The sequence below is a fragment of the Pseudomonas veronii genome (genome assembly GCF_002028325.1).
Taxonomy (GTDB): domain Bacteria; phylum Pseudomonadota; class Gammaproteobacteria; order Pseudomonadales; family Pseudomonadaceae; genus Aquipseudomonas; species Aquipseudomonas veronii.
The window spans coordinates 869,388-883,486 of record NZ_CP018420.1 but is presented as its reverse complement, the minus strand read 5'-3'; the positions used below and the strand labels follow the sequence as shown (position 1 = coordinate 883,486).

The 14,099-nt window shown below is 62.7% G+C and carries 17 protein-coding genes; 6 read left to right on the top strand and 11 right to left on the bottom strand.

What is annotated here, in order from left to right; translation table 11 throughout:
- Genes PverR02_RS03960 through PverR02_RS03945 form a run of 4 tightly spaced genes read left to right on the top strand, consistent with a single transcriptional unit; the run spans window position 1 to window position 3,117 of the window.
- Entirely contained in the window at window positions 1-393 is a 393-nt protein-coding gene (locus PverR02_RS03960; RefSeq protein WP_046384772.1) for a hypothetical protein, read from the top strand.
- A gap of 14 nt (window positions 394-407) precedes the next feature.
- Complete coding sequence (sctC, locus tag PverR02_RS03955; protein ID WP_079442818.1) at window positions 408-2,549, top strand: type III secretion system outer membrane ring subunit SctC; 2,142 nt, start codon at window positions 408-410, stop codon at window positions 2,547-2,549.
- The gene (gene hrpT / locus PverR02_RS03950) at window positions 2,546-2,749 is read left to right on the top strand and encodes an HrpT family type III secretion system protein (protein WP_017844418.1); all 204 of its coding nucleotides are present in this window, start codon (window positions 2,546-2,548) and stop codon (window positions 2,747-2,749) included. Before sctC ends, hrpT begins: the two co-directional genes overlap by 4 nt.
- On the top strand, window positions 2,746-3,117 hold the full coding sequence (locus PverR02_RS03945) for a transcriptional regulator (protein WP_079442817.1): 372 nt from the start codon (window positions 2,746-2,748) through the stop codon (window positions 3,115-3,117). The genes hrpT and PverR02_RS03945 overlap by 4 nt, the downstream gene beginning before the upstream one ends.
- On the opposite strand, the gene sctU is transcribed toward PverR02_RS03945, so the two are convergent.
- Genes sctU through PverR02_RS03890 form a run of 11 tightly spaced genes read right to left on the bottom strand, consistent with a single transcriptional unit; the run spans window position 3,118 to window position 13,056 of the window.
- On the bottom strand, window positions 3,118-4,215 hold the full coding sequence (sctU, locus tag PverR02_RS03940; protein ID WP_079442816.1) for a type III secretion system export apparatus subunit SctU: 1,098 nt from the start codon (window positions 4,213-4,215) through the stop codon (window positions 3,118-3,120).
- A complete protein-coding gene (gene sctT / locus PverR02_RS03935) occupies window positions 4,212-5,000 on the bottom strand; it encodes a type III secretion system export apparatus subunit SctT (protein ID WP_017844421.1) in 789 nt (262 codons plus the stop codon). Before sctT ends, sctU begins: the two co-directional genes overlap by 4 nt.
- 9 nt (window positions 5,001-5,009) lie before the next feature.
- Window positions 5,010-5,273, bottom strand: coding sequence for a type III secretion system export apparatus subunit SctS (gene sctS / locus PverR02_RS03930; protein WP_017844422.1), 264 nt, complete (start codon window positions 5,271-5,273; stop codon window positions 5,010-5,012).
- A gap of 7 nt (window positions 5,274-5,280) precedes the next feature.
- Window positions 5,281-5,934 carry a type III secretion system export apparatus subunit SctR gene (sctR, locus tag PverR02_RS03925; protein WP_046384774.1) on the bottom strand — a complete coding sequence of 218 codons (654 nt, stop codon included), beginning with the start codon at window positions 5,932-5,934 and terminating at the stop codon, window positions 5,281-5,283.
- Window positions 5,931-6,944, bottom strand: coding sequence for a FliM/FliN family flagellar motor switch protein (locus tag PverR02_RS03920; protein ID WP_057005747.1), 1,014 nt, complete (start codon window positions 6,942-6,944; stop codon window positions 5,931-5,933). The genes sctR and PverR02_RS03920 overlap by 4 nt, the downstream gene beginning before the upstream one ends.
- Window positions 6,941-7,396: a type III secretion system HrpP C-terminal domain-containing protein gene (locus PverR02_RS03915; protein WP_017844425.1), complete on the bottom strand. Its 456-nt coding sequence runs from the start codon at window positions 7,394-7,396 to the stop codon at window positions 6,941-6,943. Before PverR02_RS03915 ends, PverR02_RS03920 begins: the two co-directional genes overlap by 4 nt.
- Window positions 7,393-7,821 carry a type III secretion system stalk subunit SctO gene (gene sctO, locus PverR02_RS03910; RefSeq protein ID WP_079442815.1) on the bottom strand — a complete coding sequence of 143 codons (429 nt, stop codon included), beginning with the start codon at window positions 7,819-7,821 and terminating at the stop codon, window positions 7,393-7,395. Before sctO ends, PverR02_RS03915 begins: the two co-directional genes overlap by 4 nt.
- Window positions 7,808-9,166 carry a FliI/YscN family ATPase gene (locus PverR02_RS03905; RefSeq protein WP_046384778.1) on the bottom strand — a complete coding sequence of 453 codons (1,359 nt, stop codon included), beginning with the start codon at window positions 9,164-9,166 and terminating at the stop codon, window positions 7,808-7,810. The genes sctO and PverR02_RS03905 overlap by 14 nt, the downstream gene beginning before the upstream one ends.
- On the bottom strand, window positions 9,163-10,065 hold the full coding sequence (locus PverR02_RS03900; protein WP_046384779.1) for an FHA domain-containing protein: 903 nt from the start codon (window positions 10,063-10,065) through the stop codon (window positions 9,163-9,165). Before PverR02_RS03900 ends, PverR02_RS03905 begins: the two co-directional genes overlap by 4 nt.
- Window positions 10,066-10,102: 37 nt before the next feature.
- Window positions 10,103-12,196: a type III secretion system export apparatus subunit SctV gene (gene sctV, locus PverR02_RS03895; protein WP_017844429.1), complete on the bottom strand. Its 2,094-nt coding sequence runs from the start codon at window positions 12,194-12,196 to the stop codon at window positions 10,103-10,105.
- On the bottom strand, window positions 12,193-13,056 hold the full coding sequence (locus PverR02_RS03890) for a TyeA family type III secretion system gatekeeper subunit (RefSeq protein WP_231589991.1): 864 nt from the start codon (window positions 13,054-13,056) through the stop codon (window positions 12,193-12,195). The genes sctV and PverR02_RS03890 overlap by 4 nt, the downstream gene beginning before the upstream one ends.
- On the opposite strand from PverR02_RS03890, the gene PverR02_RS32455 reads away from it, so the two are divergent.
- Window positions 13,030-13,539 carry a hypothetical protein gene (locus tag PverR02_RS32455; protein ID WP_227778920.1) on the top strand — a complete coding sequence of 170 codons (510 nt, stop codon included), beginning with the start codon at window positions 13,030-13,032 and terminating at the stop codon, window positions 13,537-13,539. The genes PverR02_RS03890 and PverR02_RS32455 overlap by 27 nt on opposite strands.
- Window positions 13,515-14,066 (top strand): RNA polymerase sigma factor, encoded by a 552-nt coding sequence (locus PverR02_RS03885; RefSeq protein WP_026139726.1) that lies wholly within the window; start codon window positions 13,515-13,517, stop codon window positions 14,064-14,066. Before PverR02_RS32455 ends, PverR02_RS03885 begins: the two co-directional genes overlap by 25 nt.
- Window positions 14,067-14,099: the final 33 nt, after the last annotated feature.

Here is a 14,099-nt window from a genome sequence, read left to right as displayed (position 1 = left end):
TTGAACGCGCTGCTGGCCGAGTGTTTGAAACGCGGCTCCGGAGAATTGAGGTTATTCGAAAACAATGACGAAATTATCCTGCGTCATTGTTCGAACAGCCTGTTGCTCAGTGTCCAGTTGACGCCACTTCGCCCGGACAAATCATTGCTGCTGAGCTGGCTGCGACTGGGCGAGGTCAGCCTGGAACACTTTCCAGGCGCTCTCGCCCAGGCGCCGGCCAGTGGCGCGCTCTGGCTGATGCATTGCCTGCATGACAAGCACGACGAACAGCAGCTGCAGCTCTGCCTCGAGTCCCTGCTCAACCAACGCGATACCTGGCGCGCCACCGTCGCGCGCCTCCACAGATCGGCGCCTCGACGCAACCCCACCTCCCTACGTTCGTTGCTGTACTAATCAGAGAAGCTTCTATGCATAACAAGATCCACAAGCGCGACAGCTTGCGCATTGACCCGCCCGAAACTTCATCCAGACGCGCCGATTGGCGGTGCCTGATCGCCCTGACCTGCTTGCTGGCCCCGGCGCCAGGCGCCCTCGCCGCCATCCCCGCCGAATGGAAAAACACGGCATACGCCTATGAAGCCCAGCACAAGCCGTTACGTGAAGTCCTGGAAGATTTTGCCCAGACCTTCGGTACCCAACTCCAGATCGAGGGCCTGCTGGAGGGCAACGTCAACGGCAAGATACGCGCCAATACCCCGCAGTCGCTGCTCGACAGGCTGGGCGTTGAACACCGCTTCCAGTGGTATCTCTACAACAACACCCTGCACATCAGCACCCTCGATCAGCAAGAGTCCGCACGCCTGGAGGTGTCATCCGAAACCATTGCCGACCTCAAGCAGGCACTGACCGATATCGGCCTGCTCGACAGTCGTTTCGGCTGGGGCGAATTGCCGGAGGACGGTGTCGTTCTGGTCTCTGGCCCTCGGCGCTATATCGAACAGATCAAGCAGTTCAGCAGCCAGCGCCGTTCACCGGACGAAAAGCAGAGCGTGTTGAGCTATCCGCTCAAGTTCGCCAACGCCGCGGACCGCCAAATGGAATACCGCAACGAAAGAATCACCATCCCCGGCGTGGCCACCATGCTGCGCGGGCTGCTCGACCCACGCAATCCCGCGATGCTCGCCGGCATGACTCAGCGCTCCCCCGCGCAGTCCCAGCCCGCGCCCCTGACGCCAGCGTTCCCGCGCCTGAGCAACCCGCTGCTGGGGCAGATGCTCGGCACACCCGCGCCAACCGGGCCGGTGGACGCCGGCATAGCGCTGACGTCGCGGGCACCGGTCAACCCCAGCCGAATCCGCGTCGAGGCTGATGTGCGCAACAACGCAATTCTGATCTATGACCTGCCGGAGCGTCAGGGGATGTACCGCGAGCTGATCAGTCAGCTCGACGTGGCGCGTAAACTGGTGGAAATCGACGCCATCATCCTCGACATCGAACGCACCCAATTACGTGAGTTCGGCGTCAACTGGGGCTTTCAAAACAGTCGCTTCCGCGGCGGGGTCAACATGGCGCCCGGCACCTCATCACAATTGTCGATCGAAAACCGCGACCGCTTTTACGCCGACGTGCGCGCCCTGGAAGCGCGCGGGCTGGCAACCATGGTCTCCAACCCATCGGTGCTCACCCTGGAAAACCAACCGGCGGTGATCGACTTCAACCGCACCCAGTACCTGACGGCCGGCAACGAGAACGCGACCATCCTGCCGATCACCGTCGGCACCAGTTTCCAGGTCGTGCCTCGCGTCATCACCAGCCGCGGTGGCCATCAGATCCACCTGGCGGTGGACATCGAAGACGGTAACTTCGACGAGTCCAACCCCGAACGCATCGGCCCCGATGTGCGTCGAGGCAAGGTCAGCACCCAGGCCGTCATGGCGGAAAAACGCTCCCTGGTGGTGGGCGGTTTCCATGTAACGAACAGCGCGGACAAGCAAAACAAGATCCCCTTGCTGGGGGACATTCCGTTGCTGGGCAAAGCGCTGTTCTCTTCGACGGAACGCCAGAACAACCGGCGCGAACGTTTGTTCATTCTCACCCCGCGCGTGATCGGCGATCAGTCCGACCCATCGCGTTACTTGCCGCAGGCCGACCAGAGCGAGTTGCAGGCCGCACTCAAACCCCTGGCACGGCGCTTGGCCCCACATCAGCCGGTGATCAACCGCAGCGACATCACCAGCATCCTGGCGCATCTGGTCAGCGGGCAAGTGCCCAAAGCCTTCAAGGCCGCACCGATGCCGCTGGCGTTGAACACGTTGTGTACCCCTCGCGAGCTATTGGCGCTCAATACCGAGCGCAGCCAGTGGTATGCCGGCCCGCAGTTCAACGTGGCAGTGGTGGTGCTGCGCAATCAGTACAAGCGCAATGTCCGCATCGATGAAAAAGAATGCAGCAACTCCGAGACCCTGGCGGTCACAGTCTGGCCACGCGCCTGGCTCAAGCCGGGCGAAGAAGCCGAAGTGTTCATCGCCATGCGCCCGGTGGTGAAGGATGAACACCTGAGTGTGCCGCGCCCGTCCCTGCTCACGCCAACCCGGAAGACCACGCCATGAAGCCAAGACTGTTGTGCGCCACCCTGATGATTACCGCGTTGTTCATCAGCGGTTGCACCCCGACCTGCAAAGGGGACTCCTGCTCACGCCCACAATCGACCAGCAATAAATTGGTGATCTGGTGGCCGCCGCACATGCGCGTCGAACCCGGCCCGGCCGGGGAGCGTTCGGACTATCAAACGGTGTCGCTGGAACGATGAACGCCGGGAGGGTGCCGGACGATGAGCGGCATCGGCAGGCATTCTTCGATAGCCTGGTGAGCGGCGATGCCGCTCACCTGCCGTTGTGCCTGGGCATCGCCCTGCACACACGGCACGCCAACGCCCGCCCGGGGTTGGCATTGCACATCAGCCAGGCGGCCTTGCAAGCCGGGCAACTGCAACGCGTGCTGGAACGCCGCTTCGATCAGGCAGTGGTATTTGATGGCTGCTATATCTACCTCGATGCCCAGGGCGCACTGGTGATCTGGCACGCCCTGCCCACCGAGCTTCAGGCCGTGGATCAAGTCCTCAGCCGAATGCTGTCGCTGGCCGACCTCGACGCCTTGGATGGTTTCGCCAACCGCTGATCAGCGCTGCTCCAGCTCCGGCAACTCGAGGGTTTCACGCTTGGCCTCATCGTCGAGGTCGCGCAAGGTACGGTAGATCAACGCCACCGCGTGCAAGGTCTCGCGCGGAATGCCCGCCCCCAGTTTTGCCTCGTACAGCGTGCGGGCCAACCATACGCATTGAATCACCGGGACATCCGCCGCCTTGGCTCGATCAATCAGCTTACGCGCATTCGCGTCCGTGCCCTTGGCCACCAGTTTCGGCAGCGGCGTTTGGCCGGGGCGGTAATACAACGCGACGGCAAAGTGCGTCGGGTTGACCACCAGCATGTCCGACTCCTCCAGCTTGGGCAGCTTGACCTTGGGTTCTTCCTGGGCCAACTGATAAGCCAACGAGCGCCGCTGGCCCTTGACGTGGGGATCGCCCTCCATGTCTTTGTACTCTTTGACCACCTCGACCTGAGTCATACGCATGCGCTTGGCAAAAAAGTACTTCTGCAACGTCAGGTCGATAAGCGCCAGCACCAGCAGCACCCCCAGACACGCATGCAACAAGTACCGAAAGAGTGTGATCAGCGCGAGGATGTAGGTTTGCAGATCGCTGTTGGCAAGGTTGATCAGGGCCCCCAGCGACGGGCCAATCACCACGTACAGTATCAAGCCCAGGAGCAATGACTTGCCGATGCCCATCAACAAGTTCATGAGGGATTGGGCGGAGAACATCTGCTTGAGCTGGGTGAGCGGGTTCAGCCGGTTGAAGTCCAACTTCAGGGATTCGGGGGCGAACAGCAAGCCGAACTGCATCCAGCTGCTAATCAGTTTCACCCCGATCGCGACCCCGACCATCAGCAGGCCGAAGGAGAAAAACAACACCAGCGCCTCCGTCAGCACTTCTTCCAGGGCGCGCGCAAAGGGTTGCCCTATGCGCGCCAGCGGCAGTGCGATCATCTGCTGGAAGCGCTGCATGCTGGTGTCGGCCGTGAACAAGGCGATCTCGCTCAAGGCCGTCAGTACCAGCAACTTACCCACGTCCTGGCTCTGCGCGACTTGGCCTTTCTTGCGCTGGTCACGCAGTTTCTTGGCACTGGCGGGGTGTTTCTTTTCCCCTGAGTCACTCATGTAAAAGGCCCCTTGAACAGCAGGCCCAGGGAATGCTTGAGGTCACTCAGCAGCGCCATGCGCCCGACGATCAAGTCCTGCAGCAGGGCGAAATACAGCAGCAGAATACCGATGCCGGCCAGGCATTTGATCGGCGGGGCCAGCGTACTCACCTGCAGTTGCGGGCTGTAGATCCCCAACAGTGCCACGCCGAACTCGAGCAACAGCAGTACGGCGATAAAGGGCGCGGCGTACAGCATCATGTGAGTGAAGGTGTCGCCGACCAACTCGACAAACACACTGAGGCCATTGGCCGCCGGCAACGGAAACCACACGGTCGGCGGCCAGATCAGGTAGCTGTCCCAGATCACCTGGGTCAGCGCGCCAAGACCCAGGCTGGCCATCAATAAAAAAATCGCCAGTTGCTTGAACAAATGCCCGATCGGCGTGGCGTCGGGGCCCAGCGACGGGTTGAGCTGACCGCCGGCCAAAGCCCCGCGCTGGTTGTCCAACAGCGCCCCGACCGACTCGAACATCCAGAACGGCATCGACAGCAACACCCCCAGCAAAACGCCCAGGATCGCCTCTTTGAGCACCAGTGCGCCCAACATCATCGCGGAGAGTTCCTGCCCCATCAGCGCCGCATGAATACCCGGCGCGGGCATCAACGCCATGACCATCACCACGGCGTGCCTGGGCATGCCGCGAATGTGCTGGAAACAGAACGCCGCGACCAGAAAAGCGCAGGGGTAGATGCGTGCCATGCCAATCAGCAGGCTTGGCAGTAAATCAAGATAGAGCAGCATGGGCACGCCTCAATTCAAGGCCGAACGGGCGATCATGTCGAACGTCAGGTTGATCAACTGGACCAACTCCAGGCCAATCCAACGCCCGGTCACCACCAACGTGACGCCAACGGCGACCAGCTTGACGCCGAAAGGCAGCGTCTGGTCTTGTATCTGCATCAGCGCCTGGATCAGTGACGTCAGGACGCCCACGATCACCGCGACAATCAGCGGCGGCGCCGTCAGCACCACCACCAGCAGCATGCCCTGTTTGAACAGTACGATCGGTTCCATAGGCAGCTCAGAGATAGGAAAGGAACAGGCTGTCCAGCAGCCGCGACCAGCCGGACACCATCACAAACAGCAGTAATTTGAGCGGCAGGGAAATGGTCATGGGCGAAACCATTTGCATCCCCAGCGCCAGCAGCAGGTTGGAGACAATCAGGTCGATCACGATAAAGGGGATGTAGATCAAGAAGCCGATCTCGAACCCCGCCTGCAACTGCGACAACACATACGCCGGGATCAACAGGATCAGATCTTCGCGCTGGACCTCCTGCGCCATGGCCGGCGGCCACATGCGCGCGGTGTTTTCCAGCAGGTGGGTGAGGATGTCCGGGTCACTGTTACGCACCATGAACGTCCGCAACGGCTGCACCGCCTCAAGCCCGGTTTGTTGCAGCGTGCTCACGTTGCTCAAGTCCAGGGGCGATACCTTGACGACCTCCGCGATCTCATAGCCCACCGGCGCCATGATGAACAGCGTCGCCGCCAATGCGATGCCGTTGATGGCCATGCTGGGCGGCACCTGCTGCACACCGATCGCGTTGCGGGTAATCATCAGCACAATCACGATCTTCAAGAACGCGGTGCAGACGATCAACAGCATGGGCATCAACGACAAGGCACCCACGAACACGGCCAGGACAATCGGGTCTACGCCTTGAAAACTCATCGGGAAAAAATCACACGAGACATCTGCAACCCCAGGCGACCGTCCACCTCCACCAATTGCCCCACGCCCAGCGGGCGGTCGCCGTAATACAACCCGGCCATGCCCGGCGCATACCCGGAAATGCCCAGCACCGCGCCGGGCGCCAGGTTGCGCAGCTCGCCGAGGGTCAGGTTGAGCGTGCCGCATCGCACATTGAGCGCCATGCTCAGTTCGTCGAACGGTTCATGCCCGAAGACATCCACCACCGGCGTGTCGTCTTCATGCCCTGCATAGGGCGGTGTTGCGAAATCCTCTTCCAAAGGCGCTTCCTCGATCGAAGTAAGGGTCAGGCAGACAGGCCCGGATTCATCATCAATAAACACGCACAGGCGCTGCCTGCCGACCTGCACATGGCCGTTGCCATGGGCTTGGAAATACACCTGCTCGAACATCAGCACATCGCCGGCGCGCAGGCCGCGCAATTGGCTGAGGGGCACGCGCAGGCGCCCGATCGTCACGGGCAGCGCCAACTGAAAACGCGTCGGCATCGGGCTGGCCATGCGGCGCCACGGCCCGGCCTCGCACAACGCCAGAAAGCTCTCGGTCGACAGCCACAGATAGCCCACCACGTGGGAAGCGCCGAGCGTCACGCACAACCGGCAACCGAAGTTCAACGGCCGGGCAGAGGGCAATAGCCGCAGATGCCCCAACAGCGCCCGCACCTGGGCACTCAAATGATGTTGAAACAGGGCCCAGAACCAGGAGTCCGGATCGTTGCCCGCCTGCGCCAACGTCACCGGGCATTCGCCCAGCAAGCTGAATTGCGGCCCCGGCTCACTGAACCCCAATACGCCGCAGGCTGTTTCGAAACAGAGCGGCTGGACGCCCATGGGGGCCGCCCCGGGCTCCAGCCGCAACTCTCCGCGCAGCTCGCCAACCTGGTACGACATGCGCAATCCGCGCCCCAACCGTTGCCGGGCCGCCACCACATCGCCCTTGACCGTGGGTAACGCCAGGGAGGGCATCATCATGCCAGCGCCGTATGTGCCAAATGCACGCTGACCGGCCGTGCCAGGCTCGCAGCGAGCCTTTGCTCGAACTGTTGCCGTACCCCGCTGAGCCAGCGCGTCGTGCCCTCTCGCTCGGCGCGCAACTCAACCCTCCAGGCGCCCTGCTCTCGGCCGATGCTGCTGTCGATCCGCCCCAGGTGCGGCAAATACAAGACCGCCGTCAGCGGCCACTGCGACACGCCGTCCATCCGCGAAACCAATTGCTCGCTCAACGCATCGACCCTGGCGGTTTCCCCCGAAGCCTTGATTCCGGCCAGGAACTGCCATTGGCTCGCGTCGTCGCTGTCATCATTCAACAACTGGGCAAACAGTCGTGGCTCCCAAGGCGCCAGCGCGTCGATTGCCGGCACACGGTCGCCCCAGAACTCAAGCGGGTACTGGCGCTCAGACGGGTTGACTGAAACGTGGTTCATAGCGGTTCCTGCGCGAGTAAATGGGAGAGTTCTTGGATTTTTTCCACCTGACGCAGACACAAGGTCACGTGCTTTTGCGCACTGCCGACCTGCACCGCCTGCTCTTCGCGTTGCCCTTGCAGGGTCTTCAACTGGCTTTCTTCGCGGCGGGTGCCGGCCGACAAGTGCTGCTCCTTGGCGCTCCAGGTTTTCAGCGCCTTGAAGGTCACCACCTGGCCCTGGTGTTCATTCAACAGTTGCGCGCATTGCCGGGCCTCTTCCTGGCGCGTTTGCTCCAGCGTCTCCTGGGCCTGCTGGATATGCGCGACCAGCGTTTGATGCGCCCGCTTGGCCTCGCGCAGCGCCCGCTCGGCGCGGTCTGCGCGGTATCGACGCAAGCGCCGCAAGGTGTCGATGTCACTCGGCAATACGTCAGAAAGGGACATAGGCAGTCAGCTCCATCAGGTGATCCAGGGTCGAGGCGATGGGCGAGGGTTCACGCAGGTCCTGGCGCAGGAAGTCATCCACCGCCTGGCGGCTGTCCACGGCCAGATCGGTCAGCGCATCGTTGCCGGGCTGGTACTCGCCCAACTTGAGCATCAACTCGATCTGCTGGTAAGCCGACAACAGGCGGCGCAACGCCGTGCCGGACTGGATGTGCCCAGGCTCGGCAACGTTGCTCAAAATTCGCGAAAGGCTGGCCAGCACATCCACTGCCGGGTAGTGGCCCCGCTCGGCCAGCTTGCGAGACAGCACGATATGGCCGTCGAGCAGCGAGCGAACTTCATCGGCCACCGGATCGCTCATCGAGTCCTGCTCGATCAGCACGGTGTAGATCGCGGTGATCACGCCTTCGCGCGTCAACCCGGCGCGCTCCACCAAGCGCGGCAACAAGCTGTACACCGACGGCGGCAAACCACCGCGGCCCAACGGTTCGCCGGCGGCCAGGCCGATTTCACGCTGGGCCCTGGCGAAACGCGTCAACGAGTCGATCAGCAACAACACCCGCTTGCCCTTGCGCCGGAAACCTTCGGCCAGCGCCGTCGCCGTGAACGCGGCACGCGCGCGCTCCATGCTGGAGCGGTCGGACGTGGCACACACCAGCACGGCCTTGGCACGCAACTGGTCATCCAGTTCGTGATCGAGGAACTCGCGCAATTCGCGGCCCCGTTCACCGATCAGGCCGAACACAATCACATCGCATTCCACATTACGGGCGATCTCGGCCAACAACGTGGTTTTGCCACAACCGGCGCCGGCGAACAGCCCGACACGCTGGCCCTCGCCCAACGTCAGCAAGCCATCGATCGAGCGCACGCCAGTGGCCAACGCGCGACTGATGCGCGGGCGCTCCGTGGGCAATGGCGCCTCGCACAACACCGTGGTCGCGTCGGGCGTATCCGCCTCGACGAACGCACTGGGGCCCTCGCCGGCAATCGGCCGACCAAAACCATCCAGCACCTGGCCCAACAGCTCGTCGCTGACCCGCACCCGGTGCGGCACCCCCAGGCGCTCCACCGCGGCGCCGACGCGCACCCCCTCCAGATTGCCCAGGGCACTGAGCACCGCATCCTGCTGATCGAACCCGATGATTTCGGCCAGCATGTAATCGCCAGGCTTTTTTTCGACCTGGCACAGATCACCGATACGCGCCTGGGGCAGCCGGCACTGCAACAGCATGCCGTTGACACGCTGGATACGCCCGCGCATCGACACCGGCGCGAAACGGGCCAGGCCCTGGGACTGAATCAATTGCCACGCGTCGAGACGCTCCTGCACCGTGCCGCTCACCAGCGCACCTCATAGCGTTGCGCGCCGTCGAACACCACCTTGCTGTTGTCGATCAGCACCAGCCGCAGGCCATCCACCTCATCGCCGACGAACAAACGGTCGCCGTGTTCCAACACCACATGACCGCTCGGCCCGCCGACGATCTGCAAGATCTTGAACGGCAGGATGCTGTCACGTACCCGTACACGACTGATCACCGGCACGGCGGTATCGAACTGTTCAGCAAAGCGGCTGAGCATGCGCGCCACGAGTTCGACCTCTTCCTGGGACACATCGCCATTGAGGGCGATCTGCCCATTGATCACCTGCAAGCCGACGCGATGGTCCAGCTCGCGCTCGCCGAGCATCTTGAGCAACTGCTGACGCACCTCGAGCGGCGAACCGAGGTTGGGCTTTTGCGGCTCGACGGGCATCAACGACGCCTGGGCCTCATGCTCGCCGGTGGACGCCATGCCGACCGCCACAATGATGACCGCACACACCAGCACCAGGCTGATCAGGCGCTTCTGCTGAAACGGCGGGATGGACGACAGCACCAGCGCGGGCGGCGCCTCCTGGCGCGGCTCGGCGGCTGGCGTGACCTGCGCGACCGCCGCCCGGGGCCAAGGCTGGTCGGCCAAGGCGACGCACAGGCGAATGCTGCCCAGCGAAAAAGGCGTATTGAGCGCCAGGTCGGCGATCTGTGCCAGCGCCTGCCCGGTGCTGCTTTGCAACAGCCCGGCTTCCGCCTGCACCGACCAGAACCCGTCGATCAACCGCAGCCGCGCATGATGCTCGACCACCCCGGCGTCGGTCAGCAGCAGGTCGGCGTCCGTGTGACAACCCAGGCTCCACTGCTCGCCAAACAACGGCAACGCAGCGCCCTGATTCAACCCCTCCAACACGCGCAGTTCAAACATCAGCAAGCCCTCCCTGGCGTGGGTATGTACGTTGCACTCATGCTGCCGCTCCTCGCATCAGTTCGTCCTGGCCCAGGTCAAAGCGCCCCAGCACCTTGACCTTCGATGCACTTCCCAGCTCAGCAAACGACAGCACCGGCACATGGCTGAACTCTTCCAGCAGCAAGGTCCGCAAGGGGCTGCGCAGATCCTGGGCGACCAACATCACGCGCTTGCTTTTGGGCCGCACGGCAAACGCTTGGTTAAGCAGGTTGATCAGCGAAGCGCTGCTGTCGTTATCGAGGGCGAAGAACACCCCGGTCTGGGTCTGGCGCAGTGCCTCGCGCAGCACGTTTTCGGTCTGCGGCGACAACAGCCAGGCATGCAGGCCGTCCGCCTCGCTGTACTGGTGGAAAATCTGCGATTTAAGGGCGATGCGCGCATAGTCCGCCAAGGCGTCCGGCTCACGTTCATGCTGGCCGTACTCGATCAGCGACTCGACGATCAGGCGCACGGCACGCAACGGCACGCCTTCGCCCGCGAGGCGCTGCAGCACCGCCGAGAAGCGCGACAGCGGCATGATCCGTTGCAGCTCCTGCACCAGCTCCGGCTGGTTGTGCTCAAGCCAGCCGAGGATCGCCTTGCTCTCCTGAATCCCGAGAAACTGAGGGCCGCTGAGCATCATGGCCTGCTTCATGCGGTCGATGATCAGGCTGGTGGCGCTGAAGCGTTCCAACTGCGGGTCATCCAGCAGCGGATCGTCGGGCGGCAGCCAGAGCCAGTCCTGCTCGTCGCGCTCGGGCAACCCCGGCACCGCGTGGGCCGGCTCGGACGCCAGCGCCTTGCGCTCCACCGCGACGAGCGTGACCACCGACGCCTTGATCATCGGCACTTCGTGAACGCAAAAACGCATCTCATCGTCGGCCAGCGAGGCATCGAGTTCGACCTCGAACGGCGGCAGCGTCAGACCGATATGGGCCACCATCGCGTTACGCGCCTGGCGGATCCCGTGGATCAGTTCCGTGACCTCTGGCGAGCCTTGCAGAACCGGGGAGAACTGCAACAGGTAGGGCCGCGACGGGTCGAACCCACGCAAATCCTCGTCGCCGTTGTCCTCGGGGCGCACCGCCTCGGTGGCTTCGGCTTCGGGCTGTTCCTCGCGTTGGCGTTGGCGCATCAGGTAGTAACCGAGGGCGCCGGTCATCAGCGAAATGAGGATGAACACCACGGTCGGCATGCCGGGCAAGGCGGCGAAAGCCAGCATGCCCACCGACGCGATCATCCAGCTCTTGGGCTCGCTGGTCATCTGCCGGGCAATTTCCGCGCCCATGTTATTGGCACCCTTGCGCCCATCCGGCGCCGCACGGGTGATGATCATGCCGGCGGTCAGGGAGATCAGCAGCGCAGGGATCTGCGCAATCAGGCCGTCACCGATGGTCAGCACCGAATACAGCGCCATCGAATCGCCGGCGCTCATGCCGTGCTGGAACATGCCGGTGGAAAACCCGCCCAACAGGTTGATCACCACGATGACCAGCCCGGCAATCGCATCGCCCTTGACGAACTTCATGGCGCCGTCCATTGCGCCGAACAACTGGCTCTCGCGACCCAGTTGTTCACGCTTGTCGCGGGCCTGGCCGCCGTCGATCAAGCCGGCGCGCAGATCGCTGTCGATGGACATCTGCTTGCCCGGCATCGCGTCGAGGCTGAAGCGCGCCGCCACTTCGGCCACCCGCTCCGAGCCCTTGGTAATCACCAGGAAGTTGACGAGCGTGAGGATCATGAAAATCACCAGCCCCACCGCCAGGTTGCCGCCCACCACGAAGTTGCCGAACGCTTCCACGATATCGCCCGCGTCCTGCTCCAACAGGATCAAGCGCGTGGTGGCAATCGACAGCGCCAGGCGAAACATGGTGGTCAGCAGCAAAATCGAGGGAAAGGAAGAGAACGCCAACGGCCCGGGCAGGTACAGCGCCAGTACGATCAACAGGCAGGAAATACAGATATTCAGCGCGATCAGAATATCCACCAGCCAGGTCGGCAACGGCACGATGAAGATGAACACAATGGCCATGACCACCACCGCGCCCAAGACTTCGGCACGCCGCGCCACCTTGAGCAGCGCAGCGTTGATGGTCGCCAGCACCGTCATGCGTTCCCCCTCGACTCGCCGGCAATGCGGGGGCTGCCCCGCTCCACGCGCGCGAACTCGTCCATCACCAACAAGAATTTGTGCAGCGCCTCCTGGCGCCCCCGGTTGTCACGCCACAAGGTCTGCGGCAGGCGCTGGATCACCGGGTACAGGGCGTTGAGGGACACCAGTTGGCCGCTCGCCAACTCGCCACCGAGGTCTTCGGCCAGGCGCAATACCTCGCCCGAATCGACACCCGTGGCGGTATACCCCAACAGGCGCTGCAACAGACTCACCGAGTCCTGATCGGTGCTCAGGCGCTGCAGCAATGCCTGGCAATTGGCTAACGCCCCGCCCAACTGAGCGCAGCTTTGCAACCCCAACAGCAGCGTGCGCAACTGCGCCGTGGGCACCGAAGGCGAGTGGGCGGCGATGTCATCGGCCAGGGCCCGGCGCATCACGTTGAGGCCGTCTGCGAAGCGGTCCCCGCCGAACAGCCCCAACAACGATTGCATCATCGAAGTCAGGGATTGGCGCGTGACCACACTGGCGTAATACAGCCCACGCACGGCCTGACGCTCTTGCGGGTCGCCGGCGGCCTGCTCCAGCACGGCGGCAATGTTCAGGCCGGCCTGGATCTCGCCCCTGTAGCGCACCTGCAACCGATCGATCGCCTCTTGCGCCAAGGCCACGTCGGCGGCGCGGGCTTCGGCTTGCGCGGCCACATACTTGAGCACCACGAACGCCCGCGCCGGGTCGCCGCCGGTCAGCGCCAGCCACTTGTCCGCGCTGACGTTGTGCGCCAGTTGCGAACGCACCCGGCGCGCCATGGACGCGATGGTCTCCTGGGCCGGATGGCCAAGCTGATCATAGAGCCGCACGAGCTGCTCGACGGCAGGCACCGCCAGGCCCATCGAGCGCCGGTTCAACGCTTGATTATTGAGCGCGACTTCCTGATTGAAAACCTGCGCAACCTCATCGAAACCCGTCGCCACGGCCGCTGTTTTTTCAGGGCTGACGCGGGGTGGGTCCACGCGTTGGAGCGGTTGCACATCGTTGATCGATTCGACTTTCATGGGGCAGGCCAGGACAAAGAGATTGTGTCCCTATGTGGCAAACGCTGGCTTTACGGTTCCAACAAATTTCCCCTCTGCAGTGTTTTGAAATTACCGGCACAAACCCGCCTGGGCTTTTGCAAGAAACCGCACAAAACCTTCCGAACAAAAAATATTTATTTATATAAATCAACCAGTTGCGATTTTTTTCTGTTTGGCACAGCCGGTGCTAAAGGGGTTCCCATCGAAACCATTTCGATCGCGCCCACCCTGAGGAAAAAATCATGGATATCCCTATTGGTGCTTTAGCTCACTTTGTTGGCGACTCGCCTCAATTCATGCTCCACCTGACGGACGACCAGCAAAAAAAACTCCGGCGCTTCATCCACAAGCGCGTACTCAACCCGGAAGATGCGGACGATATTCTGCAGTTGACGTACCTGGAGGCCTGGCGCAGCAGGGAGCGTTTCAGCGGCCAGGCAACCCTTAGCACCTGGATGTGCGGCATTGCGCAGAACCTGATCCGCAACCACTTCCGGCGCATGTACGCCAAACCGGTGCATTGCGAATTCGATGAAGCGCTGTGGCACGGCCAGGAAGACAGCCAGAACCTGGATTGGGAGTTCGAGGTCAACCGCCGCCTGGAAAAAACCCTGGTCGCCATCAAGGACCTGCCCACCGAGATGCGCAAAACCCTGTACGCCTCGCTGGAAACCGACGGCAGCTATCAGGACACCGCCGACGCCCTGGACATCCCGATCGGCACCGTGCGTTCACGCCTGTCCCGGGCCCGCGAACACCTCAAGCGCGCCACCCGCAACCCGTTGCAACCGTAGTCCAGCCTAGCTGGCAACCGTTGGGCGAGAGGG

Coding starts and splice junctions, on each gene's coding strand:
- PverR02_RS03920 (WP_057005747.1), bottom strand. CDS start 6,944: ATGATGATGCCCTCCCTGGCGTTACCCACGGTCAAGGGCGATGTGGTG.
- PverR02_RS03915 (WP_017844425.1), bottom strand. CDS start 7,396: ATGAACCACGTTTCAGTCAACCCGTCTGAGCGCCAGTACCCGCTTGAG.
- sctU (WP_079442816.1), bottom strand. CDS start 4,215: ATGAGTGACTCAGGGGAAAAGAAACACCCCGCCAGTGCCAAGAAACTG.
- PverR02_RS32455 (WP_227778920.1), top strand. CDS start 13,030: ATGGCCAAGCTGATCATAGAGCCGCACGAGCTGCTCGACGGCAGGCAC.
- sctR (WP_046384774.1), bottom strand. CDS start 5,934: ATGAGTTTTCAAGGCGTAGACCCGATTGTCCTGGCCGTGTTCGTGGGT.
- sctC (WP_079442818.1), top strand. CDS start 408: ATGCATAACAAGATCCACAAGCGCGACAGCTTGCGCATTGACCCGCCC.
- hrpT (WP_017844418.1), top strand. CDS start 2,546: ATGAAGCCAAGACTGTTGTGCGCCACCCTGATGATTACCGCGTTGTTC.
- sctT (WP_017844421.1), bottom strand. CDS start 5,000: ATGCTGCTCTATCTTGATTTACTGCCAAGCCTGCTGATTGGCATGGCA.
- PverR02_RS03945 (WP_079442817.1), top strand. CDS start 2,746: ATGAACGCCGGGAGGGTGCCGGACGATGAGCGGCATCGGCAGGCATTC.
- PverR02_RS03900 (WP_046384779.1), bottom strand. CDS start 10,065: ATGTTTGAACTGCGCGTGTTGGAGGGGTTGAATCAGGGCGCTGCGTTG.
- sctO (WP_079442815.1), bottom strand. CDS start 7,821: ATGTCCCTTTCTGACGTATTGCCGAGTGACATCGACACCTTGCGGCGC.
- sctS (WP_017844422.1), bottom strand. CDS start 5,273: ATGGAACCGATCGTACTGTTCAAACAGGGCATGCTGCTGGTGGTGGTG.
- sctV (WP_017844429.1), bottom strand. CDS start 12,196: ATGACGGTGCTGGCGACCATCAACGCTGCGCTGCTCAAGGTGGCGCGG.
- PverR02_RS03885 (WP_026139726.1), top strand. CDS start 13,515: ATGGATATCCCTATTGGTGCTTTAGCTCACTTTGTTGGCGACTCGCCT.